This window comes from Roseivirga echinicomitans (genome assembly GCF_001592935.1).
GTDB classification, from domain to species: domain Bacteria; phylum Bacteroidota; class Bacteroidia; order Cytophagales; family Cyclobacteriaceae; genus Roseivirga; species Roseivirga echinicomitans.
The window spans coordinates 111,966-138,366 of sequence record NZ_LRDB01000051.1 but is presented as its reverse complement, the minus strand read 5'-3'; the positions used below and the strand labels follow the sequence as shown (position 1 = coordinate 138,366).

27 protein-coding genes are annotated in these 26,401 nt (G+C 40.9%); 9 read left to right on the top strand and 18 right to left on the bottom strand.

Going from position 1 to position 26,401, the window contains the following annotated elements; genetic code table 11:
- Window positions 1-11: 11 nt before the first annotated feature.
- From AWN68_RS17845 to AWN68_RS17800, 10 genes are all read right to left on the bottom strand, one after another.
- Complete coding sequence (locus AWN68_RS17845) at window positions 12-2,621, bottom strand: DUF5686 and carboxypeptidase regulatory-like domain-containing protein (protein WP_084362927.1); 2,610 nt, start codon at window positions 2,619-2,621, stop codon at window positions 12-14.
- 141 nt (window positions 2,622-2,762) lie between these two features.
- A complete protein-coding gene (gene nadD, locus AWN68_RS17840; RefSeq protein WP_068418902.1) occupies window positions 2,763-3,338 on the bottom strand; it encodes a nicotinate (nicotinamide) nucleotide adenylyltransferase in 576 nt (191 codons plus the stop codon).
- A 4-nt stretch (window positions 3,339-3,342) separates the two neighbouring features.
- Window positions 3,343-3,915 (bottom strand): guanylate kinase, encoded by a 573-nt coding sequence (gmk, locus tag AWN68_RS17835; RefSeq protein ID WP_068418900.1) that lies wholly within the window; start codon window positions 3,913-3,915, stop codon window positions 3,343-3,345.
- 1 nt (window position 3,916) lies between these two features.
- A complete protein-coding gene (locus AWN68_RS17830) occupies window positions 3,917-4,210 on the bottom strand; it encodes a hypothetical protein (RefSeq protein ID WP_157716326.1) in 294 nt (97 codons plus the stop codon).
- 10 nt (window positions 4,211-4,220) lie between these two features.
- Window positions 4,221-4,829, bottom strand: coding sequence for a sigma-70 family RNA polymerase sigma factor (locus AWN68_RS17825; protein WP_068418895.1), 609 nt, complete (start codon window positions 4,827-4,829; stop codon window positions 4,221-4,223).
- Window positions 4,830-4,940: 111 nt separating this feature from the next.
- Window positions 4,941-6,014: a 6-bladed beta-propeller gene (locus tag AWN68_RS17820; RefSeq protein ID WP_221405744.1), complete on the bottom strand. Its 1,074-nt coding sequence runs from the start codon at window positions 6,012-6,014 to the stop codon at window positions 4,941-4,943.
- Window positions 6,015-6,177: 163 nt separating this feature from the next.
- Window positions 6,178-6,972: a TIGR02757 family protein gene (locus AWN68_RS17815; protein ID WP_394330281.1), complete on the bottom strand. Its 795-nt coding sequence runs from the start codon at window positions 6,970-6,972 to the stop codon at window positions 6,178-6,180.
- Window positions 6,973-6,998: 26 nt separating this feature from the next.
- Window positions 6,999-8,957, bottom strand: a complete 1,959-nt coding sequence (locus AWN68_RS17810) for a hypothetical protein (protein ID WP_068418890.1) — start codon at window positions 8,955-8,957, stop codon at window positions 6,999-7,001.
- Between the two features lie 3 nt (window positions 8,958-8,960).
- Window positions 8,961-9,824 (bottom strand): muramidase family protein, encoded by an 864-nt coding sequence (locus AWN68_RS17805; protein WP_172796084.1) that lies wholly within the window; start codon window positions 9,822-9,824, stop codon window positions 8,961-8,963.
- The gene (locus AWN68_RS17800; protein ID WP_068418885.1) at window positions 9,821-10,612 is read right to left on the bottom strand and encodes a DUF4905 domain-containing protein; all 792 of its coding nucleotides are present in this window, start codon (window positions 10,610-10,612) and stop codon (window positions 9,821-9,823) included. The genes AWN68_RS17805 and AWN68_RS17800 overlap by 4 nt, the downstream gene beginning before the upstream one ends.
- A gap of 55 nt (window positions 10,613-10,667) precedes the next feature.
- Here AWN68_RS17800 and AWN68_RS17795 point away from each other — a divergent pair, with 55 nt between their 5' ends.
- Genes AWN68_RS17795 through AWN68_RS17785 form a run of 3 tightly spaced genes read left to right on the top strand, consistent with a single transcriptional unit; the run spans window position 10,668 to window position 13,662 of the window.
- On the top strand, window positions 10,668-12,038 hold the full coding sequence (locus AWN68_RS17795) for an NfeD family protein (RefSeq protein WP_089082133.1): 1,371 nt from the start codon (window positions 10,668-10,670) through the stop codon (window positions 12,036-12,038).
- Window positions 12,035-13,288 (top strand): aminotransferase class I/II-fold pyridoxal phosphate-dependent enzyme, encoded by a 1,254-nt coding sequence (locus AWN68_RS17790; protein WP_068418882.1) that lies wholly within the window; start codon window positions 12,035-12,037, stop codon window positions 13,286-13,288. Before AWN68_RS17795 ends, AWN68_RS17790 begins: the two co-directional genes overlap by 4 nt.
- The gene (locus AWN68_RS17785; protein ID WP_068418879.1) at window positions 13,288-13,662 is read left to right on the top strand and encodes a globin domain-containing protein; all 375 of its coding nucleotides are present in this window, start codon (window positions 13,288-13,290) and stop codon (window positions 13,660-13,662) included. Before AWN68_RS17790 ends, AWN68_RS17785 begins: the two co-directional genes overlap by 1 nt.
- Before the next feature lie 3 nt (window positions 13,663-13,665).
- On the opposite strand, the gene AWN68_RS17780 is transcribed toward AWN68_RS17785, so the two are convergent.
- The 4 genes from AWN68_RS17780 to trxA form a co-directional block, all read right to left on the bottom strand.
- On the bottom strand, window positions 13,666-14,088 hold the full coding sequence (locus tag AWN68_RS17780) for a hypothetical protein (RefSeq protein ID WP_068418877.1): 423 nt from the start codon (window positions 14,086-14,088) through the stop codon (window positions 13,666-13,668).
- A gap of 103 nt (window positions 14,089-14,191) precedes the next feature.
- Window positions 14,192-14,680 carry a GNAT family N-acetyltransferase gene (locus AWN68_RS17775; protein ID WP_068418874.1) on the bottom strand — a complete coding sequence of 163 codons (489 nt, stop codon included), beginning with the start codon at window positions 14,678-14,680 and terminating at the stop codon, window positions 14,192-14,194.
- A 352-nt stretch (window positions 14,681-15,032) separates the two neighbouring features.
- Window positions 15,033-16,190, bottom strand: coding sequence for a fatty acid desaturase family protein (locus AWN68_RS17770; RefSeq protein WP_068418871.1), 1,158 nt, complete (start codon window positions 16,188-16,190; stop codon window positions 15,033-15,035).
- A gap of 329 nt (window positions 16,191-16,519) precedes the next feature.
- Window positions 16,520-16,819, bottom strand: coding sequence for a thioredoxin (gene trxA, locus AWN68_RS17765; protein ID WP_068418868.1), 300 nt, complete (start codon window positions 16,817-16,819; stop codon window positions 16,520-16,522).
- Window positions 16,820-16,938: 119 nt separating this feature from the next.
- On the opposite strand from trxA, the gene AWN68_RS17760 reads away from it, so the two are divergent.
- The gene (locus tag AWN68_RS17760) at window positions 16,939-17,667 is read left to right on the top strand and encodes a carbon-nitrogen hydrolase family protein (RefSeq protein WP_068418865.1); all 729 of its coding nucleotides are present in this window, start codon (window positions 16,939-16,941) and stop codon (window positions 17,665-17,667) included.
- Between the two features lie 370 nt (window positions 17,668-18,037).
- On the opposite strand, the gene AWN68_RS17755 is transcribed toward AWN68_RS17760, so the two are convergent.
- Window positions 18,038-19,483, bottom strand: a complete 1,446-nt coding sequence (locus AWN68_RS17755) for an aldehyde dehydrogenase (RefSeq protein ID WP_068418862.1) — start codon at window positions 19,481-19,483, stop codon at window positions 18,038-18,040.
- A 9-nt stretch (window positions 19,484-19,492) separates the two neighbouring features.
- A complete protein-coding gene (locus AWN68_RS17750) occupies window positions 19,493-20,281 on the bottom strand; it encodes an SDR family oxidoreductase (RefSeq protein WP_068418860.1) in 789 nt (262 codons plus the stop codon).
- Between the two features lie 88 nt (window positions 20,282-20,369).
- Here AWN68_RS17750 and AWN68_RS17745 point away from each other — a divergent pair, with 88 nt between their 5' ends.
- From AWN68_RS17745 to AWN68_RS17725, 5 genes are all read left to right on the top strand, one after another.
- On the top strand, window positions 20,370-20,900 hold the full coding sequence (locus AWN68_RS17745) for a 3-hydroxyanthranilate 3,4-dioxygenase (protein ID WP_068418857.1): 531 nt from the start codon (window positions 20,370-20,372) through the stop codon (window positions 20,898-20,900).
- A 70-nt stretch (window positions 20,901-20,970) separates the two neighbouring features.
- Window positions 20,971-21,984, top strand: coding sequence for an amidohydrolase family protein (locus AWN68_RS17740; protein ID WP_068418854.1), 1,014 nt, complete (start codon window positions 20,971-20,973; stop codon window positions 21,982-21,984).
- 3 nt (window positions 21,985-21,987) lie between these two features.
- Window positions 21,988-22,482 carry a methylated-DNA--[protein]-cysteine S-methyltransferase gene (locus tag AWN68_RS17735; RefSeq protein WP_245658032.1) on the top strand — a complete coding sequence of 165 codons (495 nt, stop codon included), beginning with the start codon at window positions 21,988-21,990 and terminating at the stop codon, window positions 22,480-22,482.
- Window positions 22,482-23,750 carry a kynureninase gene (gene kynU, locus AWN68_RS17730; protein ID WP_068418849.1) on the top strand — a complete coding sequence of 423 codons (1,269 nt, stop codon included), beginning with the start codon at window positions 22,482-22,484 and terminating at the stop codon, window positions 23,748-23,750. Before AWN68_RS17735 ends, kynU begins: the two co-directional genes overlap by 1 nt.
- A gap of 11 nt (window positions 23,751-23,761) precedes the next feature.
- Window positions 23,762-25,087, top strand: a complete 1,326-nt coding sequence (locus AWN68_RS17725; protein WP_068418846.1) for an FAD-dependent oxidoreductase — start codon at window positions 23,762-23,764, stop codon at window positions 25,085-25,087.
- A 13-nt stretch (window positions 25,088-25,100) separates the two neighbouring features.
- Here the strand turns inward: AWN68_RS17725 and AWN68_RS17720 are convergent, their stop codons facing one another.
- Both AWN68_RS17720 and AWN68_RS17715 read right to left on the bottom strand, forming a co-directional pair.
- Window positions 25,101-25,394 carry a hypothetical protein gene (locus AWN68_RS17720; protein ID WP_157608612.1) on the bottom strand — a complete coding sequence of 98 codons (294 nt, stop codon included), beginning with the start codon at window positions 25,392-25,394 and terminating at the stop codon, window positions 25,101-25,103.
- A gap of 119 nt (window positions 25,395-25,513) precedes the next feature.
- Window positions 25,514-26,362 carry a helix-turn-helix domain-containing protein gene (locus tag AWN68_RS17715; protein ID WP_068418840.1) on the bottom strand — a complete coding sequence of 283 codons (849 nt, stop codon included), beginning with the start codon at window positions 26,360-26,362 and terminating at the stop codon, window positions 25,514-25,516.
- Between the last annotated feature and the right edge of the window lie 39 nt (window positions 26,363-26,401).

The window sequence follows — 26,401 nt, the reverse complement described above, 5'->3', positions numbered from 1 at the left end:
TTTGCGCCCAATTAATCATTACTATTCCCGATGATTGCCGCCACTCCTATGCGTACGCCAAAGTCTTTGGCCTTCCAACCCTGAAACGATTGAACGAACTCAACCCTCAAGACCCTGAAAATATTATCAATGGTATAGCCCAGTTCGGTGTAATTATCAGAAGTAGGTGTGGCCAAGTAATTCACAAACAAGTTTTCTTTCAAACCACTCAATCTGAGCATTGGCAACTGGGTAAACAGGAATTTTCTAAACCTGATGTGGGTGAATACCGAAGCATAGTCGTCTGAAGTGCTGTACTTATAATAGTCGAGCATTCTAAACCCACCCGTTACACTCATTGGTGTAAAAGGAAGTCGGTTGCCCTGAAAATGCTTAAAATCAGTAAAGAGCATTTGGGAAGTGTTGAAGAATTTACCTGCTTCTCCTTCGACATCAATCTTCGCCCTTACACCTAAATCGAAGGTAGTTTTTAAACCAAATTCTAACTGATCGAATTGTGTTTCGCTTCCCAAAACATCATTAAATGCTTTTTTATAAGACAGTCTGAAAGAAGGGGATGAATTATCTAGTGGGATCAATCGACCATTGTATTTCCTGAATTTCAACCAAGGTTTTACAGTAAAGGAAAAGCTAGAGATCAACGCTTTGCTGTCTTCAAAACCGCCAACAACGGTTTCATTGTTGATGGGTTGGTTGGTTTTGTATTCCCTGTTCTCAATATCAAAAATGCTGAAATCGGTGGTATTGAACAGTTCGCTTCTGCTCGCCCATTCTAGTTTGGCGCCAACCGTATAACGGTAGCGGAAACGTTTGGCAAAACTGACGTTCGCATAAGTTTTCTCATAGAATTTGGCAAAGTTTTTTTCGGCCAAAAGGCTATAGAGTGAATTGCTCAAGTCATCAATACTGGTGGGGTTAAACTGCTCAATGTAATTTCCACCTTGCACCCTAAAAGTACCACGCTGTTGATTCTTTCCTATTCCAAAAACACTCTCCACTTTACCATAAAGCTGTTCTCCAGAAAAACCATAGCGTATAAAAGGTGAAATTCTTAAATTGGTTGTAGTGTCCTGTCGCCAAGAAAATGTACCTGTAAAATCTAAGTTGAATCCCTCAACTGTGTTGAAACGAAGTCTTGGCACAAAACCTGCAAAATTAAACCTCAATCGGTCACCCAGCTTGTAATAACTGCCGAACAAAATATCCTTCGCTTTGAATTTCGCTCCATTTTTCAAGCGTAAAGTGTCTGCTTCTGCCTTGGCTTTATCTGCAAAATAGGTGCTGTCTTCGCGCTGATAACCCACCACTTCCTTTTTGGTCAAGGGAACTGGTCTTCTACTTACCCAGTACAACGAATCTTTTTTAGTGGCCAACGAGTCAATATTGAAGTAGTAATCAGAAACTACATCCACCTCTCCAGCTTCTTTGCGCTCTTCCTTATCATATTCCTTCATCAGTTTCTTGAATTGCTTGCGCGAAACTTCTTGGTCTTCTTTAAATACCTGATTGACTCCTTCTTCCACATTGCCCGACTTGATGGCCTGAATTTCTTCTGGAGCGGCCTGAATTTTCTCATCGATAAGAATTACCGAAGGATCTAAATCTTCATTTTCGGTTACGGTATAGTCACTCACCGAAGCCAGGTAATTATAACTGCCTGCCAAACCAAAAATTGAACCCGAGAATTCAAACTTCTGTGTAACTGGCATCCAAATTTCACCTTTTATGGGCGCGAATATCTGCTCAATTCTAATTTGGAAGCCCATTAAGCTGGTGGTTAAATCTAGGGAATGAATGTTCCAGAAGTCTTCTCTGATGTAAATCACCCCCTCGAATAAATCATCTCCTTTAGACCGTGGCGTTACTCTAATCTTATTGATTTCATAACCACGTTCTCTAAAGCTTCCTTCATATTTGAATTTGTAATATGAAAAAGCACGAGGACTTAATGGAGAAACTGCATTCACCACATCTGGAAGGTAAAAGCTGCTGTTGATATAAGCATTTGGGTTGGCGTTATCGCTTTCTTGCCCCGTAGTTCTTACCGATATCACCTTCTCTTTAAAGGTATTCGGCCTTTCGAAGTAAATCTCACTCACCGATTCTGAAGTGAATACCTGAGAGGTATCAATTCCTTCCTTTTCAAAAGTTTTTCTCAGTAGCCAAGGCACTTTAGTGATTTGGCCTGTTCCTTTCATATAGACCTCGGCCGAATAGCTGTCGTTCTGTAATAAGTGATATTCCGCTTTGGCGATGGCCTTACGCATAATCGTGTAAGAAGGATCTTCGGCTTTGGCCTCTACCGTTACCGATGCCAAGTTGATGACCTGTGGGTTCATAACAATACTCACCGTTTCGAAACCAGCACCGACCTTGATGTTCTTGATTACGGTGGCATAGCCCATAAACTGATAGGTGACTTGATAATCCCCTGGCTTGAGTCGATATTCGTAGAAACCATCGAGGTTGGATGATGTACCTGAACCAACTTCTTTCACATAAATGGAGGCAAAAGGAAGCGCTTCACCTTTGTCGTCTTTAATGGTTCCCTTAATGCCTTGCGCCATTGAGGGGAGCGAGAATAGCAGCAGTAATGCTACAAAAAATTGTTGTTTTAACATGGTTTGAGTTTTGTGTTGACCAGCAAATAAAGTACCTCTTTTGCTTTAGTACATTATCAACTTAGTTAATAGACGTGAAGAACAACAAATTGGGCGTCTGGGTTTGAAAAAAAATTTACTCAGACCCTATTTTCGAAAGATCTATTGGTAAAATTTTTTGAAACGAATATAATCAGCTACGTTTTCTGGAAGAAGGTATTGAACTGAATGTTCATTGCGAATGGCATCGCGAATAAATGTGGCAGAAATATCCAGCATTGGCGACTCCACATATTTAATGTTCTTATGAACCACTTTAATTCTGGAGCGGTCTACTTGCGGACGCGGATAAACATAAAGTCCATAATTATCTAAAATAGCTTCGTAGTTTTTCCATTTGTGAAAATGCACCAAGTTGTCTTCACCAATAATGAGCACAAATTCATGTTCCGGATGCTTATCTGACAAATAGGCCAGTGTATCTGCAGTATAGCTGGGTTTGGGCATATGAAATTCGACATCGGAAGCCCTGAATTTAAAATTATCGGCAACGGCCAACTCCACCATTTTCAGTCGGTCGAATTCGTGGAGCAAAGTTTTGGAGCTTTTGAAAGGGTTTTGCGGGCTTACCACAAACCACACCTGACCTAAATCGGTCTGATCGGCCATGACATCGGCAATTACCAAGTGACCGATATGAATAGGATTGAATGAACCAAAAAAGAGACCGATGCGCAAAATCTTATTTGTTTAAAAAGTCTGAAACCAAAACCTCTGCGTTTGCAAAAGATTCCTCTAGGTCTTCATTGACTAAAGTAACATCAAATTTGTTTTCAAATGTCATTTCAAATTCTGCACGATAAAATCGTTGTGAAAGACTTTCGGCAGATTCAGTACCTCTGCCTGTTAATCGTTTTTTAAGTTCTTCCATAGAAGGGACTTTAACAAATACGGCCAGGGCATTGTCGCCAAAATACTCTTTAAGTTTCAGGGCTCCTTTCACTTCAACATCAAAAACAACATGACGGCCATCGGCCCAAATGCGTTCTACTTCTGATTTTAAAGTACCATAGTAATTTCCTGTATACACTTCTTCCCATTCCACAAAGGCATTATCTTCTATTTTCTGACGAAATTCCTCTTTGCTCAGAAAGTAATAGTCCTTTCCGTTTTCTTCGGAACGACCTCTTTTATCACGTGTGCTGGCAGATATTGAGAAACCCAGTTTTGGATTGTTAGCAAGCAGGTGCTTGACAATGGTAGTTTTGCCCGACCCAGAAGGTGCGGTAAAAATGAATGCTTTTCCTTTACCCATGTTACAGACCGATGCTCTTTTTTATGGTATTGGCCAGGTCTTCAGGTATTTCTTGCTTGTGCTCACAAAGCTTTTGCTTTATGCTTTCTTGCACACATTTTTCACGCTCGTAATTACCGTTCGATTTAACACAGGTTCTAATTTTCTCTTCAAAGATGGCGCGTGACTCTTCGTCTGCTTCGTTATCTAGGACTAACTGAATAATTTCTGAAAATCTCTTTTCATCCACCAAATTGCCCCTGTCGCAATAACATTCCTTGAAACTACTTTTGAACCAGTCTGAGAACTCACTCATGGTTTTCATTTTATTTGTTATATCCCATTTCCTTTGCGTATGAAGAAAGTTTTTCCTTCAGCATATTTCTTGCTCGATGTAATCTAGATCGAACGGTACCAATCGGAATGTCCAAAATCTTAGACATCTCCTCGTAAGTAAAGCCTTCTAAATCACTTAGAATAATCACTGTCCTAAAATCTACTGGAATGCCGTTCATCGCCAGTGTGATTTCATCACCAATCATGTGCTGAACAGTTTCAACCCTTAGATCGGTTGTGATGCTTTCATCTATATCGTCAGAATTGTAGTATGACTCAACTTCATTATAGTCCACCTTAGCGGGCTGCTTGCTCTTTTTACGGAACTCGTTAATAAAGCTGTTTTTCAAAATGCGGAACAACCACGCTTTGGCATTAGTTCCTTGCTCGAATGAGTTGATAAACCTAAAGGCCTTCAAATAAGTATCTTGTACTAGGTCTTTAGCATCATCCTCATCAAATGTAAGTCGATACGCAAAATTGTACATGGAATTAACATGTGGCATGAATTCCTGATCAAAAACACGAGCGGCTTCTTTCTCGCTGTATTTCTGTCTTTGCGTCCCCTGATTTTCTTTGTTCACAGCTTCTTCAGACATGGTGCAAAAATAGCAAATATTAATTGCGGTATCCTAAAATTAGGGAGCAATAAGGATTTAAAAGGAAAGTTAAAAACGCTAAAATTTTCAGTTAAAGACGATCTCTAACAGTCACAGTTTGAATGACACAAGGTATGTATAGCCGCTATTCTTCGCGTTTTTTAGCAGTTCAGAAACCTCAAATGAAAGATTTCCCCATTCTAAATTCTCTTCTCTAAAGTTTTCTATCATTTCAGAAGACAGCACACTAAAGTATCTACCGTCTTTTATCAATTTGGGATAAAACACCTTTAAGCCTCCACCAATGGTAAATTGAGAAAATAGTTTTAGTTGCTCTTCTTGATACAATGCCATCACGTTTTCCAACCTCTTCGATCCGTTTGTCTCGAAAAACTGAAAAAGCTTATCATCATTGTTAATCAACAAACCTCTTACCCAACCTTTGTATTTGCCGCGCCCTACCTTGTCAATAAATTCTCTAATGCGGCTAGAATACAGCATATCTTTCGTGTACTCCAAACCTTGAAAATCGAAAAGAAGGAAGGGGGTAAGTTTATCCAAAGAAGAGCTTAACTGATATACCGTATCGGAAAGCGGCTCGTAAAAAATGACATCATTGGAGTCTGTCTTTATAAAAGGTGCTGGGTTAGCAATGGTTGAAACAATGCTCTTGTCCTGCGGCTTAAGCTTATTTAAGATTTCAAAGTTATCGTCTGCGACAAATATTTGGTAAGGGTTGGATTTATCATCACTCCATGCATTGTTGATTAACCATTTATCACCCACCTTAAATAGGTCTCGGGCAAAATACTCTACCTTTTTTTCTTTGACGAATTCTCCTTGAGCAGTATAGGTCAAAAACTTGAAGAGCCGTGAATCGAATATGACTATTTCACCCCTCTCTTTATCGACAAAAAAGCATTCTAAAAACTTGAACTCACCTGGTCCCTCACCTTTTGACTCTATTCTTTTTATAAGCTCATAAGACGAATTGAAGATCAGAATTTGATGAATTTTGTTATCAAACAACACAACATTTGAACCCAAAAAATCCATGTATTGAACATTGCCAATAAGCAAATCCTTGTCATTTGCTAAGGGGTAAAATTGAACATCGTTTTTTTCAAAATCTAAATCCCACGACTTGATCACTTCTTGTGGCCCTATCACCAACGTATCTAACACTCGTAAAGAATTATTCGACTTAGAGCAAGATGTGATGGAAAGGAATCCAAAAACTACTATACATAAAGGAAGAAGTTGCTTAAGGCCATACATTAGTCGTTAATTTAAACTAAAAACTTAATTATACACAGCGGTTCAGTACGAACATCTAGAATACATGTGGCTAAAACGACATCACCTCATGCTCAAAACCTTCAATGACTCCCAAACCAAAAAGTGCAAAATCATATTTCACAGGATCGTGGGAGTCTAGTAATTTAAGATTTTCAGTAAGCTCAATGGCAGTTCGCCAATCGGTTTGCTTTCTAGTGATTAGCCCTAGTTTTCTGGCAATTCGATCCACATGGACATCGCAGGGGCATACTAGTTGGCTTGGTGAAATATTCTTCCATATCCCAAAATCGACACCTTTGTCATCTTGCCTGACCATCCACCTTAAGAACATATTCAGCCTTTTACAAGCCGATTTTCTGGCGGGCGTGGCTATGTGTTTTCTGGTACGTTCAGGAGCATCGGGCAAAGCAAAAAAAGAATGATGAAACTGAATCAGGCTGTTGGCCATATCAGTATCTCCGGACTTCATTCCTGCCATAAAAGCTTGCTCCAGCGAATCATGCTGCGTGTAGAAATCCTTAAAGAAAGCGATAAAGTAAAGGGTGTCGGTGGTGTTGAACGTGCGGTGTTTAAAATTCAGTAAACGCTTTAAATCAGACTCCTTATGATTCATTATAAAATCATGCGGAGCGTTATCCATCAAGCCGAACAACTCATTGCATTTATTGATGATAGTAACACGCTGACCCCACGCCAATATAGAAGCCCAAAAGCCAGCGATTTCTATATCTTCCTTTTTCGAAAATTGGTGAGGTATAACAATCGGATCGTTCTCAATAAAATTGGGCTGATTGAACTGCTCTACTTTAGCGTCTAGGAAGTCTTTTAGTTTATCGGAAATCAAGTGGCTATAAATATGGTCGGCTAAATCTACTTCTTTATCACTTCCAATTTCCCTATTTGGCTTTGCTTCAAGGTCACGTTTCCTTTTTGGCTCATGGCTTCTTTCAGCTTCAAACTGCCCACTTGAATATATAATTCTGTTGGGCTGTTTCCTTCCAAAAGGTTTACGGTTTTCACGGTAATTTCTTCTTCGGTAATGAAATCCACTTTTCGACCCTTAATGTTAACCGTTGTCGTTTCGCAGGGCACTACACCTATCACTTCTCCATTTTCCTTGTCCGACCAAATATTGGGATCATTCCATTCTCCTGATTTAATAGCCCAAAGTTCATTTTTGCAAGAAACATTAAAAGGAAGAATCGTCAGTTTAGCTTTGGCAGAAGTCGAATTTCCGGACATATCCGATACAAAAAAATCTACTTCATTTTCGCCCAAATTGGCAGAAGTGAATTCCCTTGGCTCAATCCAAAACTCAGAAATTTGGGCGTTATCCTTCGTGCAACCTTCCTGTTTTGAGAGTTTCTCAAAAAACTCATCCTCTTTACTTCCGTCTGGTTCAAAACCACCAGTCTGTTCTCTAACCATAACAGCTGCATCATCACATAATTTCACTAGTTGCTTTGCTTCCCGAACCTCTAAGCGTCCGTTTTTATCCAAATACATTGTGCTTGGTTGGCTTACAACGACTGGGCTTATCGTATCTCTCACGGTTACTTTCACTTTTACCGAAGCCAAATTATCACGGTCATCTTTGATAATAAAACTCACTTCGTTTTCGCCTAAGTCATTGTAATCAAAAACAGATTTATTAAGCGATGTTTCATAGCCATCACAGCCAGCAGTAGAACCACCGTCCATTAGGTCTGCATCTGCCTTTGCCAAACCATCTGCTCCCAAATAAACCGTAGCATTTATAGCTCTCGCCACTGGAGCTGTCAAATCATAAATGGTAATCATCACTTTTGTAGTCGCCTCGTTGCCGCTTTTATCCACTACCCTAGCGGTCACTTCGTTCTCCCCAAGATCGGCACAAGTAAAGGTAGTTTTGCTCAATTCATAAAGCACAATTCCGCAATTATCCTTAGCGCAAGGCGTTTCTTGAAAGAAAAGGGATTGTCCTGCTCCAGGAACGGGGTCAGGACTTGGAATAGAACCAATCACTCCGCAACGCCAAAGAATTACATTCTTTGGGTCCACTTTTACAGAATTTCCGTCTGTGATATTCGCTCGAATATTTCGTGCGGCAATCGTTGGAGGAATATTATCGATCACTTTCACCAAAGTGGTTCCATAATAAACTGTTCCATTTGCGCCAACTCCTTTAATAGTTACATAGTTCTCACCCAAGTCATCGCAGTCGAATGTTGATTTATTCAGCTCACGGGAGCATTCTACGCCAGCGCAAGGCCAATAGCAGTCTGCGTTCAATAGATCATCAATTTCAATCGTGCCTTTCCCATCTTTGTCCAATGCCAACACATAAGGTTGGGTGCACATAGTCAGTAGGTAATTCTGAAAATTTAAAGCGAATTGGCCCATGGCTTTTCCTTCAATTGGATTGTCCACCACAATGAAATATTCTTCGCCTTCTCTGAGACCAGAGTACATCAATTGCTCTGATTTAACGGGGTAACCAAAGGCAGAACTCGCCAATTCTTCACCCTTTAAAGTGACCAAGGCCAGTTGGATGTAGGACTCTTGTCCTTCAACAGTAATGATAATTTTATCGGAAGCGGGAGCTTTAAATTTGAACCAGACGCTTCTACTGGCCCTGCTACCCCATTGACTGTAGTAAGTTCCATCTCCAGAAGCACCACTGATGCTAAACTGGTCTTCCTTAGAAAAGAAGTTACCATTAGGCCCTAAAGGAATTTGAAAAGCACTTTGACGGGTATCGTTGGATGGAATTTGAAAAGCAAAAGCAGGACTTTTCAGCATAAGAAAAGCCAAAAAGATAAATATCGTTTTGGCGTAAATCTTTATCATGGGCTATTGAAAATAACTCAATTCGACAAGGAAACGATTGTCCAAAGCCTTTAATTGATCGTAGGCCCTTTTATTGAGTTTAATCAAAATGTTTTTATTGTCTGCCGTATCTGGGATTTCACCCACCACACGCACATAAACAGTAAGGTTGTTCATGCGGTTTTTTACTTTGATTACAGTGCCCACTTTGGCTGTTTTATGCAAAGCCAAAAATTTGGTGGATGACTCGTCTTCAATAATAAGCTCCGCTTGGCCTTCTTCAATGATCTCATTAAAAGGACTTCCATTGTACGACTCTTCAGCGATTTCCTCTGCCTCCGAATTCATTGAATTGGTCACCTCTTTGATTGAGTCCGCGGCTTTTGGTTTCTCAATGGACTTTTCAATAGGAGTAGTTATTGGTTTTGTTACCGTTTCAGTTTTGGTTGTTCCAACAGAGATTTTTAGTGTTTGCCCAACGGACAGTGAATTGGAAGTAAGATTATTTAATTTCTTTAGCTCATTAACATCAACATTGAATTTCTGTGAAATAGAAAAGAGTGTTTCACCAGCAGCAACTGTATGATTTTTACTGGTTTGAGGCGTTGTCTTTGTTGGTATTTCAGGTTGGCCCATTGGTTTTCCGTAAGGGATATTGATGATTTGCCCCACTTGTAGGTCATTCACCAATTCGGCATTCTTTACCTTTATTTCCGTTACCGTAGTTCCATACCTGCGCGCCAAAGAGTAAAGTGTTTGACCAGAAGCCACCTTATGGATTACAAAGTATTTTTCACCTTCTTTTTTAATTCCTAGCGAGTCTGCTTGACCGAAGCCTGACGTTGCCGCCAACACTAACACCAACAAACTCAACAAAAACTTTCTCATAAATCCTTGATTAAATAGCATTTGACCTCGCGCTTTTCTTTGACAAATATAAGCTGTTCATTAACGATATAAAAAGTATCTGAGGCTAGTCCTTTAGCATGTTGCGCTAAAACTTCCTTCAAAACAAGTTCGCCATTTGCATTAAAAACATAAAGCTTGTTAGTCAAATTCTGTTCCAGCTTTTCGTGTGCCGAAATAAAAATAAGCCCTTCGTATTCAAGATAATCGCAAGCGCCAACCAAATCAACTTCAACAAATTCCTTTAAAAAACGAACAACCGTGGTAAAGTGATCACTGTCCCCAGTGTAATGGAACGGAAGAATTAGGCTTCCCGACATAGATTTGACCGAAAAATCTTCTTCCTCACTTAATATTTCATTCCCCGTTCGAATATCAATGGAGAAAACTTCAGCTTCTTCCTCATTCGTTTTGAGCGAAAGCGCAAAACCGTTTAGGCCTCGCACATTAATATTATCCACCGACCAAACTGCCTCTTGGGTGTTGGCATCAAAACCAAAAACGGATCGTTCTTCTATGTTTTGGGAGTCATTGAAAATCTGAAAAATGATGATATCGCCTATAAAAGCATAGACCGTTACCCACCAGTTTTCATCAAAACCCAAGGCCTTCCATTCAAACTGCTGACTGCCCAAATGAAAAAGCGAAAAAGTCGCTTCCATGGCTTCTCCATTTCGGTTACTAATCAGCAACCGATCGTTGGAAAGGGCGGTTTCCCAAATATCTGTAGGGAATACTTCCGAAAACTGTAAGTGAAGTTGCTTTGGCAATGCGTTTCTTTGTATTTTGACACAAAAATAGCCGATTCATAGGCCTATCAAAGCGATGTTGAAATTTGTACGAAGAATAGGGTTGGTTTGCCTCGCCATTTTATTTTGCGCAGGGCTTTTTGCAAAATGGAATCCATTCCAAGACCCCACCAAAAAAAGGATTTTCGTGATGGAAATCCGTAATGATATTGATCCGCGGATGAACCGCTATGTGGACTTAGCCCTAGACCAAGCCACGGAAGAAAATGCCGATATCATTATCATCGACATGGATACCTATGGTGGTGCGGTCAACGATGCCAATGATATTCGCACCCGAATTTTAGAATACGAAAAACCAGTTTGGGTGTTCATCAATAACGATGCAGCCTCAGCTGGTGCGCTAATTTCAATTGCCTGCGACAGCATCTACATGGTGCCAGGTGCCAATATTGGTGCCGCTACCGTGGTCCTTGGTGAAGACGGAAGCCAAGCGCCAGACAAATACCAATCTTACATGCGATCGATTATGCGTTCTACAGCCGAACAAACCAATCGTGACCCTACTATTGCTGAAGGCATGGTAGACGACCGTATCGAAATTGAAGGCGTTACTGAAGCAGGAAAAACAATTACGTTTACCACTTCTGAAGCGATCAAAAATGGCTTTTGCGAAATGCAAGTCACCAGCATTAAAGACTTACTGTCCAAAAACAACATTGAGAATTATGAGCTGATCAATTACGAATTGGCCGAATCTGAAAAAATCATCGCCTTCTTCCTCAACCCATTCATTAGCGGAATTTTGATCTTGGTGATTGTAGGTGGGATTTACTTCGAACTACAAACGCCAGGCATTGGTTTTCCGCTGGCTGCGGCTGGTATAGCTTTGGTGTTTTACCTCACCCCTTATTACCTCAATGGACTTGCCGCCAATTGGGAAATTGCCGTGCTGTTTATCGGAATTATCCTCATTGCACTTGAAGTCTTTGTGATTCCAGGTTTTGGCGTTGCAGGAATAGCAGGCATCTCTTGTGTAGTCATGGCGCTTATTTTTGTCATGCTCGATAACGACTTCTTCAACTTTGACTATGTACCCTCTGGTGAACTGAGCACCGCAGCCGTTGTAGTTTTCGCAGGCATGTTCGGGGCCATCTTGGTGATATTTGGGCTGGGTTACCGGCTTACAGAATCGAAGATGTTCAGCAGAGTAGCACTCATGAGCGAACAGCGCAAAGCCGATGGTTATACTTCTTCTTTTTACACCGCTGATTTGATGGGAAAAGAAGGAACCGTTTTCTCCACATTGAGGCCTAGCGGACGAATAGAGATTGATGGAGAAATATATGACGCCTACACCCGTGGAGAATATGTTGAAAAGGGCGAAAAAATAACAGTAATTAGCCAAGAAGGAACCTCCATAAAAGTTAGACCGAAAACAGCATGACCGATAATCCCAACGAATTTAGTCCTGAAAGCTTAATGATGAGTTTTGGACATGACCCATCTTTGGTTAGAAACTCCATTAAGAACCCAATATTCCAGACTTCTACTTTCGAGTTTGCTACTGCCGAAGAAGGGAAAGCCTATTTCGAAAAAGTATATGGTGGAGCTGCAGCAGACGAATTAAGCAAAAGCTTAATCTACACCCGACTGAATCACCCCAATTTAGTCACGGCTGAAAAGCGTCTTTCCTTATTGGACGAATCGGAAGAATCTGCCTTTTTCGAAAGTGGGATGGCCGCCATTACCACTTCCCTTTTAGAAATTTGTAAAGCGGGTGATTTAGTGCTGATGTCCTTCCCTATTTATGGCGGCACCGATGCTTTTATCAAAAACTTCCTTCCCAAATTCGATGTCCAGTCGCTGGCTTTTAGTCCAGACATGACGGAAGAGGAAATTATAAAGTTGATTGAGGCCCACCCAAGAAAAAACCGACTGGCTTGTATTTATGTAGAAACACCTGCCAACCCTACCAATACTTTAATTGATATCGAAATGACGGTGCGCATTGCAGCACGTTTTTCAAATCAAGACAAGAAAACCATTGTAGCTGTAGACAACACTTATATGGGGCCGCTTTGGCAAAAGCCAATCAATCATGGAGCAGATTTAATTATGTATTCGGCTACAAAATATATTGGCGGTCATAGCGATTTGATTGCTGGTGCCATTTCTGGAAGTAGTGCTTTGGTTTCACGAATTAAGAAAGTACGTAGTGGTTTGGGCTGTATGGCTTCTCCGTGGACCTCTTGGCTTATCAGCCGAAGCTTAGAAACAATTTCCCTACGCATGGAAAAACAGGCTTCGAATGCGGCAAAATTAGCAGACTTCTTACGCGACCATCCAAAAGTGGCCAAGGTATATTATGTAGGTCACATTGCCGAAGGACACAAACAATATGAATTGGCCAAAAGACAAATGACTTCTGGTGGCGCCATGTTGGCCTTCGATGTAGTCGGTGGTGAAGCAGAAGCTTTCCGTTTTTTGAATGCCGTTAAATTGGCTAAACTGGCTGTGAGTTTGGGCAGTACGGAAACACTTACCTCTCATCCATTCACCATGAGCAGCTCCAATATGAGTTTAGCCGATCGTGAGGCTGTGGGTATTACGCCAAGCATGGTCAGGATTTCGACAGGGATTGAAAACCCAGACGACCTTTTAAAAGATTTCGCGCAAGCTTTTGAAAAAGTATAATGTCTGAAAAAGGTCAAACGCTGTACGAACGCATTGGCGAAGAGAACATTCTTAAACTGGTGGATGATTTCTATGCTGAGTTGGAGCAGGACGAGCTGATCAGAAAGATGTATCCAGAAGATCTATTGCCTGCCAAAAACCGACTCAAGCTGTTCTTTATTCAAGCACTGGGTGGCAGACAAACCTATACCGATGAACGTGGACACCCGATGCTCAGGCGTAGACATTTCCAGTGGAAAATTGGTACCGAAGAAGCAACACACTGGCTCAAGCACATGCATGCGGCCTTGGAAAAAGCCACCTTCCCCGAACCTGAAAAAGACGCTTTCTGGGAATATGTCTATGGCGCTGCTCAGCATATGATTAATAAGTGAGATTCAAAGCCCTGGAATCATACTCTTTTTTACAGATTCACTTGAAAGGCCTTGTGCTACAATCATATCAACATTGTAAGGTTCTATAACATCTGAAAAGGTGATAAACACAAAATCACTTTCTTTCGATTTAAATTTGAATTTTTGTCTTTGCTTTAACTCTGGTAACACAACCTCCAAAGAAATACCATTCGCCTTATTCAAATACTGTTTGAAGGAATAGCTAAATCGGTGTGAAATAAGGTTTTGTTTAATATTCTCATCCAAAATCATCTCTCCATTCGCATAAAGTTGAACATGAACAGTATCCTCACTAAGGAGTACATTATTTAGATAAAACCGAGAACTTCTATCGGCTGTAAAGTAGACAATAACATAAAGTACGATAACCGATATAATTAAAGCCCATGTCGGTTTTGAAGTCATATTCAGTGCATGTTAAACACTCCCAATTTATCTCATTCCTGACCTAAAACAAACCCACGAGTGAGGTACTACTTTTATTTACCTTATAAGAAGTGATTTGAGATTATATCAATTCAGAAGCCGGTTTCCTTACGTAAATCCAATCCTTTCCTCCAGAGTAGATCACTTCTCTCTCAAGCGTGAATTCGTTTTTCATATAGAATTTAGCAAGCCCTGCATCTTCAATAGAGAGCCAAAATGGATTTTTGGGAAACGTTTCGAAAACTGAGTTCAGCCAAAAATCACCGAGGTTTCTTCCTCTAAACTTTTCTGCTACCCAAAGGTAGCCAATGTATAAAAAGTCATTATCGAAATAGTATTCAGCTATTGGAGGGTAATTATCGGTTTCTGAGGTATGAGCAGAAAAAACTAGGCCTCCACCAATCAACTCTTCACCCTGCTTAATCCCATATACCTTAACCGCTGGCGCAAATTCTTCCCAGTTAGACTCCAATTCTAACCTCCAGTCGTCAGGAAGCATTTCAAAAAACAGTTCAGGAACATCAGAAATATCAATGATTTCTGCACTCGATTTGGGGAATTCTTCGGCCACAATAAAATGAGCTAATAAGGTTTTAATTGATGCAAATGTAGAGTGGTAAAATCAATTTTCAATGAATCGATGACGAATGATTTAAAAACAAAAACCACATTAATAGAGAACAACCAACACCACCTTTGTGGGTGTTATCACCCACAAACCACCAAAGGGTTTTGACTTTTTCATTATCCCTGTTTAAGCAGAAACGTATTGGAGAAAGTGCTACTTTTCAGCCTTCATCAGCTTGTTGGAGAAAACTCCAACAAGGGCAGGGTTTTCAATGAATCCACTCCCATTGGTTTAAAACTAAAAAAACCCGATAGTCAAGTTGACTATCGGGTTTTCAAAATTCTTTATTTAACGTTTAAGCATTGGCCACTCTCGGTACCATAACACCTTTTGGGGTTGTACCAAATTGCTTTAAAAAGCGTGTATGTGAAGCCACAGCACCAAAGAAGGTTTCATGCTCAATGTAAGGTAAGTCATGCTCTTTAGCTGTTTCCTTTACGATTTCAGCTATTTTAGGATAGTGTACGTGGCAAATTTTCGGAAACAAGTGATGCTCAATCTGGAAGTTCAGTCCCCCGAACAGGTAATTCACCAACTTGTTCTTTATAGCAAAATTAGCAGTGGTGTACATCTGTAAGTCTGCCCAAGGCAATCCAATCTTTCCGTCCTTTTTTGGTTCAGGAAAGGAAGTACCTTCAATGATATGAGCAAGCATAAAAATAACGGCTACAGTAAAGCCTTCTAACAAATGGCCTGCAATAAAACCGAAAAGAATCCAGTACCAAGGCAAGTCAATCACGATAATCGGGATGACTAAGAACACAGAATAATAAAGCGCCTTGTAAAAGAAGAGCCTGAAAATTTCCTTCTTTGGAAAGTCTTTTCTGTAATGCCCCCCCAACTGATGTTGAAAAAACTTCTTATAATCTTTCACAAAAACCCAAGAAACTGTGGCCAAGCTGTATAAGAAATAGGCGTAAATGTGTTGAAAACGATGCACCCACCATAAGTCTTGGTTAGGCTGAAGTCTTAAAATTGGTGGTTGATCTATATCGCCATCATGATCAGGGATATTGGTATAAGTGTGGTGCACTAGGTTATGACTGATTTTCCACACATAGTCATTGGCACCCATAAAGTTGAATGTCAAACCTAAACGTTCGTTCAATTTTTGATTTTTTGTGTAAGAGCCATGAATAGCATCATGAGCAATGTTTAATCCGATCATGGCCGAAAAGAAACCGTGGCCTAAAGCCAAAAGAAACATACCAATTGGACTTACCAAACCAGAGATTACTAAAGCGTAAGTGGCTGCCCAGCCAGCCAAAATCCAAATGGTTTTAAAAACCATTCCACTGTTAGCGGTTTTTGACAAATTATTTGTTTCGAAGTAACGATCTACTCTTTCGTTAACATCTTTTTGAAAACCGTCTTGCGTAAATTTGTCAAAAATTACTTTCTGGAACTTTTTTTTAGAAGGGGCAGTTTTGTGCTCTAAAACGTCTGAATTCATAGGCTAATTACTAGGCTGGGGAGAAATGATTGGACAATATCGCTAGCTGAATCTCCCAAGCAATTCTCGATTGCCTAAGGTACGAATTATTTATCAGCCTAATGCCATTTTAAACACATTAAAATAAGGTTTACCACTCCATAACTACCTATAGAACCAAGTTCACATTTATATTTTTAAGGTAGAAATACAGAATAATAATGGAATCAACTCCTTAAATTAGGCTTGTATTTAATACCTCTAGATTTTTTCTATAATTTGTCTTAAATCACCTTAATCAAATTATCATACACTTGCTTAAAGTAAATGTTTATGTGGCCAATCGATTTTCAAACCTCCTTTGCCAATAAATCAGATAAGCTTTTTATGGTTTGCATACCTGCTTTCTGCCAAACCAGCTTGCCATTTTTAAACAAAATTAGCGTTGGAATACTCCTAACTCCAAACCGCTGAGCCAACGGCTGGTTTTTATCAACATCTACTTTAATGATTTTCACCTTTCCTTCGTGGGCTTGAGCCACTTCTTTTAAAACGGGTGCCATGGCCTGACAAGGCCCACACCAGTCGGCATAAAAATCCACCAACACTGGTGCGTCTTGGGCAATTAGAGTTTCAAATTTTCCTTTCATACCATATGCTTTTTATCATTATCAAAACCCATATACCTAAGGATTCGTTCCGAATTCTATTCTTGTAAATTAGCCAATTGTGCTAAATTGAACTTGAATCATAATCATCTCTGCAAACAATGAGAATTTGTGTAGCTCAAACAAAGCCCGTTACAGGTAATATTAATGCCAATATCACAAACCACCTTAAGCTGATTGAACTGGGAGTTTCACAAGACGTAAACCTAATGGTGTTCCCTGAGCTGTCACTTACCGGCTACGAACCCGCTCTAGCGAAGGGCTTAGCCATTGACATCGAGGACTCTCGGTTAGCCATATTTCAGGAGATAAGCAATTGTAAGAATATTACCATTGGTGTTGGTGTACCGATGAAAGCAAAAAAAGGCATCAACATTAGCATGGTCATATTTCAACCCAACCAACCGATTCAGGTGTACTCCAAAGGATATTTACATTCAGACGAAGTCCCTTACTTTCAAGCTGGAGACAACTCCTTTTCTCTAAGGATTGATCACCACAAAATCGCTTTGGCCATTTGTTATGAAATCTCAATTCCAGCGCATTCAGAAAACGCTTTCAAATGTGGTGCTGAAATCTACATTGCCAGCGTAGCTAAGTTTAAGCTCGGAATTAATAAAGCAAAAGAAGAACTAGCAAGCATCGCTAATCAGTATTCGATGAATGTATTGATGGCTAATTGCACTGGAATATCTGATGGTGCAAACTGCGCAGGAAGAACCGCTGCATGGAACAAGGAAGGAAGAATGATTTGTGAACTGGATGACGTTAGTGAAGGCCTGTTAATTTATGACACAGAAACTCAAACCACAGAAAAGTGTTTGCTCTAGTTGGTGAATATTGGAACAAGCACAAAAAAAAGAGTCACCCCCGTTGGAGCGACTCCCTTTCACCTAAACACCTGGGTAACTAACTACTTATAGCGAATCTCACGATTCCTATACCCAGACTTATCTTTAATCTATCTTTCGATAGGCATTATTCCTTATTAAAGCTCTCTTAATTTTACCTAAACCGACAGAAGATTGAAGCTCTCCTCGACCAAAACTTTGAGTACTTAGTATTACTCAACAGCTAAACAAACATAATCGGATTTTTTGTTAATTAAAATTTAACTTAAGCATAAAAACAAAAACTTATCCGCATTTTAGCAAAAATCAATGATTGCTGTTCAAATACAAGCTTTTGCACTATACATTATTACAGAAGTTTAATACATACATTTTTCTTTTGAGAGAAGAATTGTAAAGCATCCCATCCTCCCTCTCTACCTACCCCACTATTTTTAACTCCTCCGAAGGGTGTTCGGAGGTCACGAAGCAGCCAACAGTTGACCCAAACTATGCCTGAATTTAGTTTAGAGGACACTGAATGCGCTCTGTTCAAATTGCTCGTCCAGACAGTAGCTGCCAATCCATATTGTGTACTATTTCCCATGGCCAAAACTTCCTCATCCGTATCGAAAGGAGTAAGCGTTATTACTGGGCCAAAGATTTCTTCTTGATTGGTTCTGCAATCGTATGATAAGCCTTCAATAATGGTGGGTCGAATATAATAGCCTTCTGAAAGTTCACCTTCGAGAATCACTTGTTTCCCTCCTGCTAAAACAGTTCCACCTTCCGACTTGGCCAAATCAATATAAGAAAGCACCTTCTTCATATGCCCTTCTGAAACTATAGCACCTAGATTTGAGTGCTCATCAGCGGGATCACCTACTTTCAATGCATTCGTTTTTTCTATTAATGCCAGTTTGAATTTTTCATAAATAGGTCGTTCTATGAAGACCCTAGAACCACAAAGGCAAATCTGACCCTGATTGGCAAAGCTCGAATGAACCGTAGTTTTAAGCGCTTCTTCAAAATTGCAATCGGCAAAAATGATATTAGGGTTCTTCCCTCCTAGTTCCAATGATAGTTTTTTAAACATTGGAGCTGCTGTGGCGGCAATTTGTTTTCCCGTGGCTGTTCCACCTGTAAACGAAATCAAAGGAATATCGGGATGTTCCGAAATGGCTTGCCCTACTTTTGGCCCCAAACCATGAACGATATTTAAAACTCCTTTAGGCAAACCCGCTTCAATGCATAATTCTGAAAGCAAAAAGGCCGTCATAGGTGTGATTTCGGAAGGCTTTGCCACCACGGTATTACCAGCAGCCAATGCTGGAGCAATCTTCCAGGTAAACAAATACAAAGGCAAGTTCCAAGGCGAAATGCAGCCAGCAACACCCACAGGTGACCTTTCAGTATAATTAAAGGCCAGTCCATCGGTTTGATGCGCCTCGGTACTTTCATGAAGAATAGCGGTGGCGAAAAATCTAAAATTGGATGATGCCCTTGGAATGTCTACCCTCGTGGCCAACTTCACTGGCTTTCCATTGTCTTTTGATTCTGCCTTGGCCAACTTTTCTAAATTAGCATCAATCAGGTCTGCTACTTTGAGTATCAAACGTGAGCGCTCTTCTCGCGGAGTTGCTGCCCATATTGAAAATGCATCCTTTGCCGCTTGAGTCGCCAATTGCACATCGCGCTCATCTGAGTCTGGAATTTCACCATACACCTTTCCCCGTGAGGGATCGATGTTTTCTAAATAGCTTTTAGAGACAGGCTCAACTAATTGGCCATTGATATAATTCAGAATTCTTTCCATTGCTTCAACTTAAAGGCAGCCCGTTCTTCCGCCATCTACTGGCACATTGATTCCATTGATATAGCCTGCTGCTGGAGTGGCTAAAAAGGCTACTGCTGCAGCTATTTCTGAAGCATCTGCAAAGCGATGGGCTGGAATTTCTCGTTTCATTTCTTCTTCTACTTCCTCCGCGCTCTTGCCTAATTTCTTTGCCTTATTTTCAATAATTGAAGAAAGCCTTTGTGTGGCAGTGGCGCCCGGCAACACATTATTTACGGTAATGCCATATTTACCCAACTCACCCGCCAAAGTTTTGGACCAATTGGCAACAGCTCCGCGAATGGTATTCGACACCCCTAAGCCAGCGATTGGCATTTTTACGGAGGTAGAAATGATATTGATAATTCGACCGTAAGTCTCGTGTTTCATTCCATCCACCAAAGCTTGGGTCAATATGTGATTACACACCAAATGCTGCTCAAATGCATTTCTAAATTCATCTACTTCTGCATTTAAAGCAGGGCCACCAGCAGGACCGCCAGTGTTATTAATCAGAATATGATATACATTTCCTTCCGCTATATGGGCAGCAATAATCTTCTTGAGCGCATCAACTTGAGTAAAATCCGCAGTGAGGATTTGATGATTTTGCCCACCAGAGGAAAAAAGAGAGCCTTTTACCTCGTTAAGTCTTTCAGTATTTCTAGCAAGCAAGGTTACATTAGCGCCTAAATTGGCCAATTCTTCGGCCACAGCTTTACCAATTCCTTGGGTGCTACCGCAAACCAATGCTCGTTTTCCTTTTAAATTTAAATTCATAGCAATAGTGTATTGAGTAAAGTTACAAAATTGGAATTAGCCTTTCCCGAATTTCGTTAAATTCGCCAAGAACTAAATAGAACTGACCATGGGAGTAAAACGACCTTTCAACTTGCAAAAATGGATTGATGAAAACCGTGACTTACTAAAGCCACCCGTTGGAAACAAGAACCTTTACCCTGAAGGCACCGACTATATTGTGATGATTGTGGGCGGCCCAAATGCCAGAAAAGATTACCACTACAACGAAACCGAAGAGCTTTTTTATCAGCTGGAAGGTGAAATTACGGTAAGAATTCAGGAAGACGGAAAAGCAGTAGACATCCCTCTAAAAGCGGGCGATATGTATTTGCACCCACCCAAAGTGCCCCACTCTCCTATGCGTTCAGAAGGTTCAATTGGTTTGGTCATCGAGCGAGTTAGAAAACCAGAGCATAACGATGGACTGATGTGGTTTTGCGACAACTGCAACAACAAACTTCACGACACTTATTTTAAGCTTACCAATATTGAAAAAGACTTTCTTCCGCGCTTCCGAGAATTCTACGGTTCAGAAGAACTAAGGACTTGCAATAGTTGTGGCCATGTGATGGAAATGGATCCTAGATTTATTAAATAGTTATCAGTAAAACAGTTATTAGTTATCAGGAGTCCTGATATACTGTTTCCCGATAACCGAACACTTTATTATGCTAAAGATAGACATGCACACCCACATCATTCCGGAACATCTGCCCAAATGGACAGAGAAGTTTGGCTATGGTGATTTCATTCATCTGCACCACCACAAAGAGAGGGCAGCCATGATGATGAAAGGCAGTAAATTCTTCCGTGAAATCCAATCCAATTGTTGGGATCCAAAAATCAGAATGGAAGAATATGCGCAGTTTGGAACACAAGTGCAGGTCGTTTCTACCATTCCCGTTATGTTTTCTTATGATGCCCAACCACATCATGGACTGGAAATCAGTCAATTTTTGAACGATCATATTGCAGGCATCTGCCGCGACTACCCAAAGAATTACATCGGGCTGGCCACTATCCCGATGCAGGATGAAGATTTGGCCATTCAGGAATTACACCGTTGTAAGCATGAATTGAACCTGCCTGGGATTCAGATTGGATCGAACATCAATGATAAAAACTTAAGCAGCGAACGCTTCTTCCAAATCTTTAAAGCTTGCGAAGAATTGGACATGGCCGTGATGATTCACCCTTGGAACATGATGGGCTTCCATAGCATTGAACGTTATTGGCTGCCTTGGTTGGTGGGCATGCCTGCTGAAACTTCAAGGGCCGCTTGTTCCCTTATTTTTGGAGGCGTCTTGGAGCGACTTCCGAACCTAAGGTTCAACTTCTCCCATGCGGGAGGCTCCTTTTTACCGACTATTGGGCGAATTGAGCACGGTTTCAACTGCCGCCCTGATTTAGTGGCGATTGACAATACCGTAAACCCACGAGAATACATTGGGAAGTTTTGGGTAGATTCTATCACCCACGACCCATTAATGATGAAATACATTTTAGAGATGCAGGGCTCTAAAAGAGTCACCCTTGGTTCTGATTACCCATTCCCTTTAGGCGACCTTGAAATTGGGGCCTTTATTGAGAAAATGGGCTTATCGAACGAAGTGGTGGAAGACATATTCTGCAATGCCACTTTGGAGTGGTTAAACTTATCTAAGGAACAATTTTTAAATTAAGCATTGAAAAATACAGCAATCACGTACATGGATTCGCCCTTGGGCGCCATCAAAATAGTGGGAGACGCAAACGCCATTAAGATGGTGGTTTTTGTGGATGAAATAGGAGAAGAGAACGAAGGAATTATTCCGTTGGTAGTGCGTAAATGCAAAAAACAGCTTCATGAATATTTCGTTGGACAGCGCAAGCAATTCAACATTCCTGTGGCACCAGAAGGCACCGATTTTCAGCAAGAAGTTTGGCAGGTTTTGCAGGACATTCCTTTTGGAGTGACGAGCACTTATGCTAAACAATCCATCAAATTAGGAGATATAAAGAAGATTAGGGCCGTAGGAACCGCCAATGGCAAAAACCCAATCGCCATCATTATCCCTTGCCACAGAGTCATTGGGTCAGATGGAAGTTTGACGGGCTACGCAGGCGGTCTCGACAAAAAAGCTTGGCTATTGAAACACGAAAAGAGCATGCCTGGAATGGCACAAACCAGTTTATTTTAATGACTTACGAGAACACTTTAGCATACGCTCAATATTTAGACAAAAACGATTCGTTAAGAGATTACCGCAATCGTTTTCATATCCCAAAAGTGAATGGCAAAGACAGCTATTACTTTACTGGAAACTCACTTGGTCTTCAACCCAAAACTGCCAGAACTTATATTGAAGAAGAAATGAAAGGTTGGGAAACCTTGGGCGTAGAGGGACATTTTGCATCGAGCAAAAGGCCTTGGATGGAATACCATAAATTCAGCAAGGACGCATTGGCCAGAATTGTTGGGGCAAAACCCATCGAAGTGGTTTCTATGAACAACCTTTCAGTGAACCTCCATTTGCTGATGGTATCGTTTTTCAAGCCTACCAAAACACGCTACAAAATCATTTGCGAAGCAGGTGCTTTTCCTTCCGATCAATACATGTTCGAAACGCAGCTTAAATTTCATGGACTTAATCCTGATGAAGCGCTAATTGAACTCAAACCTAGAACAGGTGAAAACACGCTGCGTGGCGAAGACATTTTAAGCAAAATAGCTGAAGTGGGCGATGAATTGGCCTTGGTACTCATTGGTGGCGTTCAGTATTATACTGGTCAGTTATTCGACATGAAAGCGATTACTGAAGCGGGGCAAAAAGTGGGGGCTAAAGTTGGCTTTGACTTGGCGCATGCCTTCGGGAATGTGCCTTTGCAATTGCACGACTGGAATGTAGATTTTGCTACATGGTGCTCTTACAAATACTTAAACTCTGGCCCAGGAAACGTTTCAGGAATTTTTGTTCACGAACGATACGCTAACGACAGTTCGCTCGACCGATTTGCGGGCTGGTGGGGTCACGATGAAAAAGAAAGATTTAAAATGAAGAAGGGTTTCCAGCCTATGCCCGGTGCAGACGGCTGGCAACTGAGCAATGTGAACGTGATTTCTACCGCGTCTCATTTGGCCGCCCTAGAATTGTTTGATGAAGTAGGCATTGAAAAACTGAGAAAGAAAAGCCTAAAACTCACGGGCTATCTTGAGTTTTTGATCAAAGACATTGGTGGTGATTCTGGTATTTTCGAAATCATCACGCCTTCAGATCCCGAGCAACGCGGATGTCAGCTCTCCATTTTCTTCCATAAAGATGGCCGAAGGCTTTTTGATGCACTGGCCGCTGCTGGAGTGATTGCAGATTGGCGCGAACCCAATGTTATTCGCATTGCGCCAGTTCCACTTTACAACCGTTTCGAAGACGTGTATCAGTTTGCTCATCTACTTAAGAAAAACCTCTAAATGATGTAATCATGGATAGCCAGAATCAAAAAGTATCAATTTTGGGAGCGGGCCTTGTTGGCTCATTACTTTCAATTTTCTTAGCGAAGAAAGGCTATTCTGTTACCATTTTTGAACGAAGGGGCGACATGCGCAAAGCGGGTGCCTTAGGCGGACGCTCTATCAACCTCGCCTTAAGCAGACGTGGATTGAAAGCTTTGGAGGCCGTTGGGCTCAAAGAAAAAGTACAGGAAAGCTGCATTCCGATGCCCGGCAGAATGATTCATGATTTGGAAGGAAATCTAAGCTTTCAACCTTACGGTAAAGAAGGTCAATTTATTAATTCAGTTTCAAGAGGTGGTTTGAATGAGTTATTGATGAGCGAAGCTGAAGCGCATGGCGTTGACATTCGTTTCGATCATAAGTGTGAAGAAGTAGATTTTGATACCGCCACCGCTTATTTTGAAAATGGCGAAAAGGTAAGTGCCGACTTTCTTTTTGGGGCAGACGGTGCATTTTCCGCTTTACGTTCGGCCATGCAAAAAACCGATAGGTTTAATTACGCGCAAGAATACATTTCGGCTGGTTACAAAGAACTGACCATGCCTCCCACCGCCAATGGCGATTTTGCTTTAGACCCCAACGCACTTCACATTTGGCCCAGAGGCGAATATATGCTCATTGCCTTGCCCAATTTAGACAAGAGTTTTACCTGTACCCTATTCTTCCCTTTTGAAGGAAAAATATCCTTTGAAGCGATTAAAACAGAAGAGGATGTTCAGCAATTCTTCGAAAGCAAATTCAAAGATGCGCTACCCTTTCTTCCTGAATTGAAAACCGAATTTTTCGAAAACCCTACTTCGAGCCTCATTACCGTGAGGTGCAAACCTTGGGTAAAAGGAAATACAGCTTTGATTGGTGATGCCGCCCATGCGCTAGTGCCATTTTATGGCCAAGGCATGAATGCGGGTTTTGAAGATTGCTTTGTTTTTAATGAATTGCTAGAGAAGCACGGAGCAATCAATCCTGCCCTACTGGCGGAATATGAGGCCTTGCGAATTCCTGATGGAAACGCCATTGCCGATTTGGCCCTCTATAACTTTATAGAAATGCGCGACAAAGTAGCCGACCCAATGTTTGTGCTGCAAAAGAAAATTGAAAAGCGGCTGAACGAACTTTTTCCAGAAAAATGGATACCGCTCTACACCATGGTTACCTTTAGCGATTTCCGCTATTCCGAAGCCCATGCGCTAGGCAAAAAACAACAGGCCATTATGGATCAGGTTTTAGCCCAACCAAATATTGAAGAGGTTTGGGAAGGGTTGGATTTTGAGGAGATTGTGGGGAGGTTGAAATAAGAACTCAATGCTCTCAACTCTCATGCCTTGCAATTGCATAGAGTTTTTGATCAATATGTTCTTTCATATTCTTTGGGAAAGTCCTTTCTACATTCCCAATACATTCAACGTAATGATCTTCAATGTATAGAATATAGATTTCATTCACATCAGCAAATGGTTCAGTAACACTCACTACTTCCCCTTCTTTTCCGAGCAAAAATTCATGACTAAAGTTGAAAGAAAATTGTCCATCTTCAACGTTATAGAAGTAGTCCTTTGGGCTCTCCAACTCTTGATTAAGATCTTTTAATATTCCGTTATCCATGCGCGTTGCTTGGTTTGTTATAAAGTTCTTGAATGTACTAGTTTTTTCATTGTACATCAAACCAGAATAGTAGCTGCTTTTAACAATTACAAAACTAAATTCCTCATCACTAATAACCACTAACTCCCTCTATACTCCCTCGGGGTTTTGCCTGTTACTTCTTTAAATTTTCGGTTAAAGTTGGAGAGGTTACTAAAGCCTGATTCGTAGCAGACTTGGGAAACCGTATTGTCTTTATTGAGCAGGAGTTTGCAGGCTTGTCCAATCCGGTAGTCGTTTAGAAAGTCAATATAGGTTTTGCGGGTATGTTGCTTGAAATAGCGACAGAAAGAGGCTTTGTTCATATTGGCTACTTCGGCCACTTCTTCTAAAGTAATGCGTCTGCCAAAGTTTTCTAGGGTGAAGCGGAAGATATCATCCAGTCGCCTTCCCTCTGCTTCTTTCACGGATTTTTGGGGCAACTCATTGAGGTACGCGATGCTCTCTTCGTTCCCAAACAAATGGAGCAGTTCAAAAAATGCATTCAACCGCTTTAATCCATTGCTTTTAAATACCTTTTCAAAAGCGTTTATCATTTGAGTCGAAAAATCATCCTTCACCCGAATGCCCCTTTCCGCATTCTGAATAAACTGGAGCAGTTCTCTGATTTCAGGAAACAGCTTTGAAGTTTCTCTCAAATGTTCGGCACGAAAAAAAATCGACTTCGACAAGGCTCGCATTTCCTCTTGATAGTACTTTTTGTCGCAGCGAAAAACGTGAGGAACATTGGAGCCCATTACAAAGATTTGTCCCGATTTAAAGCTCCCCAAATGATCGCCATGAATCAGCGTTCCTTCGCCAGAAATCACCCATGTAATTTGAATTTCAGAATGCTGATGCAGCATGTCATAGAAATACTTTTCGTCATCAATTTGTAAGTAAAGCGATGAAGCTTCAGTTTTAGGAATTTTAAAAGGAAGTACTTTCACCTGTATTATTTAAGCCTAAAAATAAACCTAAGTTAACCA

Excerpts from the sequence above, each read along its gene's own strand:
- AWN68_RS17845 (WP_084362927.1), bottom strand. The coding sequence starts at position 2,621 with ATGTTAAAACAACAATTTTTTGTAGCATTACTGCTGCTATTCTCGCTC.
- gmk (WP_068418900.1), bottom strand. The coding sequence starts at position 3,915 with ATGGGTAAAGGAAAAGCATTCATTTTTACCGCACCTTCTGGGTCGGGC.
- AWN68_RS17830 (WP_157716326.1), bottom strand. The coding sequence starts at position 4,210 with ATGAGTGAGTTCTCAGACTGGTTCAAAAGTAGTTTCAAGGAATGTTAT.
- AWN68_RS17825 (WP_068418895.1), bottom strand. The coding sequence starts at position 4,829 with ATGTCTGAAGAAGCTGTGAACAAAGAAAATCAGGGGACGCAAAGACAG.
- AWN68_RS17810 (WP_068418890.1), bottom strand. The coding sequence starts at position 8,957 with ATGATAAAGATTTACGCCAAAACGATATTTATCTTTTTGGCTTTTCTT.
- AWN68_RS17805 (WP_172796084.1), bottom strand. The coding sequence starts at position 9,824 with ATGAGAAAGTTTTTGTTGAGTTTGTTGGTGTTAGTGTTGGCGGCAACG.
- AWN68_RS17795 (WP_089082133.1), top strand. The coding sequence starts at position 10,668 with ATGTTGAAATTTGTACGAAGAATAGGGTTGGTTTGCCTCGCCATTTTA.
- AWN68_RS17790 (WP_068418882.1), top strand. The coding sequence starts at position 12,035 with ATGACCGATAATCCCAACGAATTTAGTCCTGAAAGCTTAATGATGAGT.
- AWN68_RS17785 (WP_068418879.1), top strand. The coding sequence starts at position 13,288 with ATGTCTGAAAAAGGTCAAACGCTGTACGAACGCATTGGCGAAGAGAAC.
- AWN68_RS17780 (WP_068418877.1), bottom strand. The coding sequence starts at position 14,088 with ATGACTTCAAAACCGACATGGGCTTTAATTATATCGGTTATCGTACTT.
- AWN68_RS17770 (WP_068418871.1), bottom strand. The coding sequence starts at position 16,190 with ATGAATTCAGACGTTTTAGAGCACAAAACTGCCCCTTCTAAAAAAAAG.
- trxA (WP_068418868.1), bottom strand. The coding sequence starts at position 16,819 with ATGAAAGGAAAATTTGAAACTCTAATTGCCCAAGACGCACCAGTGTTG.
- AWN68_RS17760 (WP_068418865.1), top strand. The coding sequence starts at position 16,939 with ATGAGAATTTGTGTAGCTCAAACAAAGCCCGTTACAGGTAATATTAAT.
- AWN68_RS17755 (WP_068418862.1), bottom strand. The coding sequence starts at position 19,483 with ATGGAAAGAATTCTGAATTATATCAATGGCCAATTAGTTGAGCCTGTC.
- AWN68_RS17750 (WP_068418860.1), bottom strand. The coding sequence starts at position 20,281 with ATGAATTTAAATTTAAAAGGAAAACGAGCATTGGTTTGCGGTAGCACC.
- AWN68_RS17745 (WP_068418857.1), top strand. The coding sequence starts at position 20,370 with ATGGGAGTAAAACGACCTTTCAACTTGCAAAAATGGATTGATGAAAAC.
- AWN68_RS17740 (WP_068418854.1), top strand. The coding sequence starts at position 20,971 with ATGCTAAAGATAGACATGCACACCCACATCATTCCGGAACATCTGCCC.
- kynU (WP_068418849.1), top strand. The coding sequence starts at position 22,482 with ATGACTTACGAGAACACTTTAGCATACGCTCAATATTTAGACAAAAAC.
- AWN68_RS17725 (WP_068418846.1), top strand. The coding sequence starts at position 23,762 with ATGGATAGCCAGAATCAAAAAGTATCAATTTTGGGAGCGGGCCTTGTT.
- AWN68_RS17720 (WP_157608612.1), bottom strand. The coding sequence starts at position 25,394 with ATGGATAACGGAATATTAAAAGATCTTAATCAAGAGTTGGAGAGCCCA.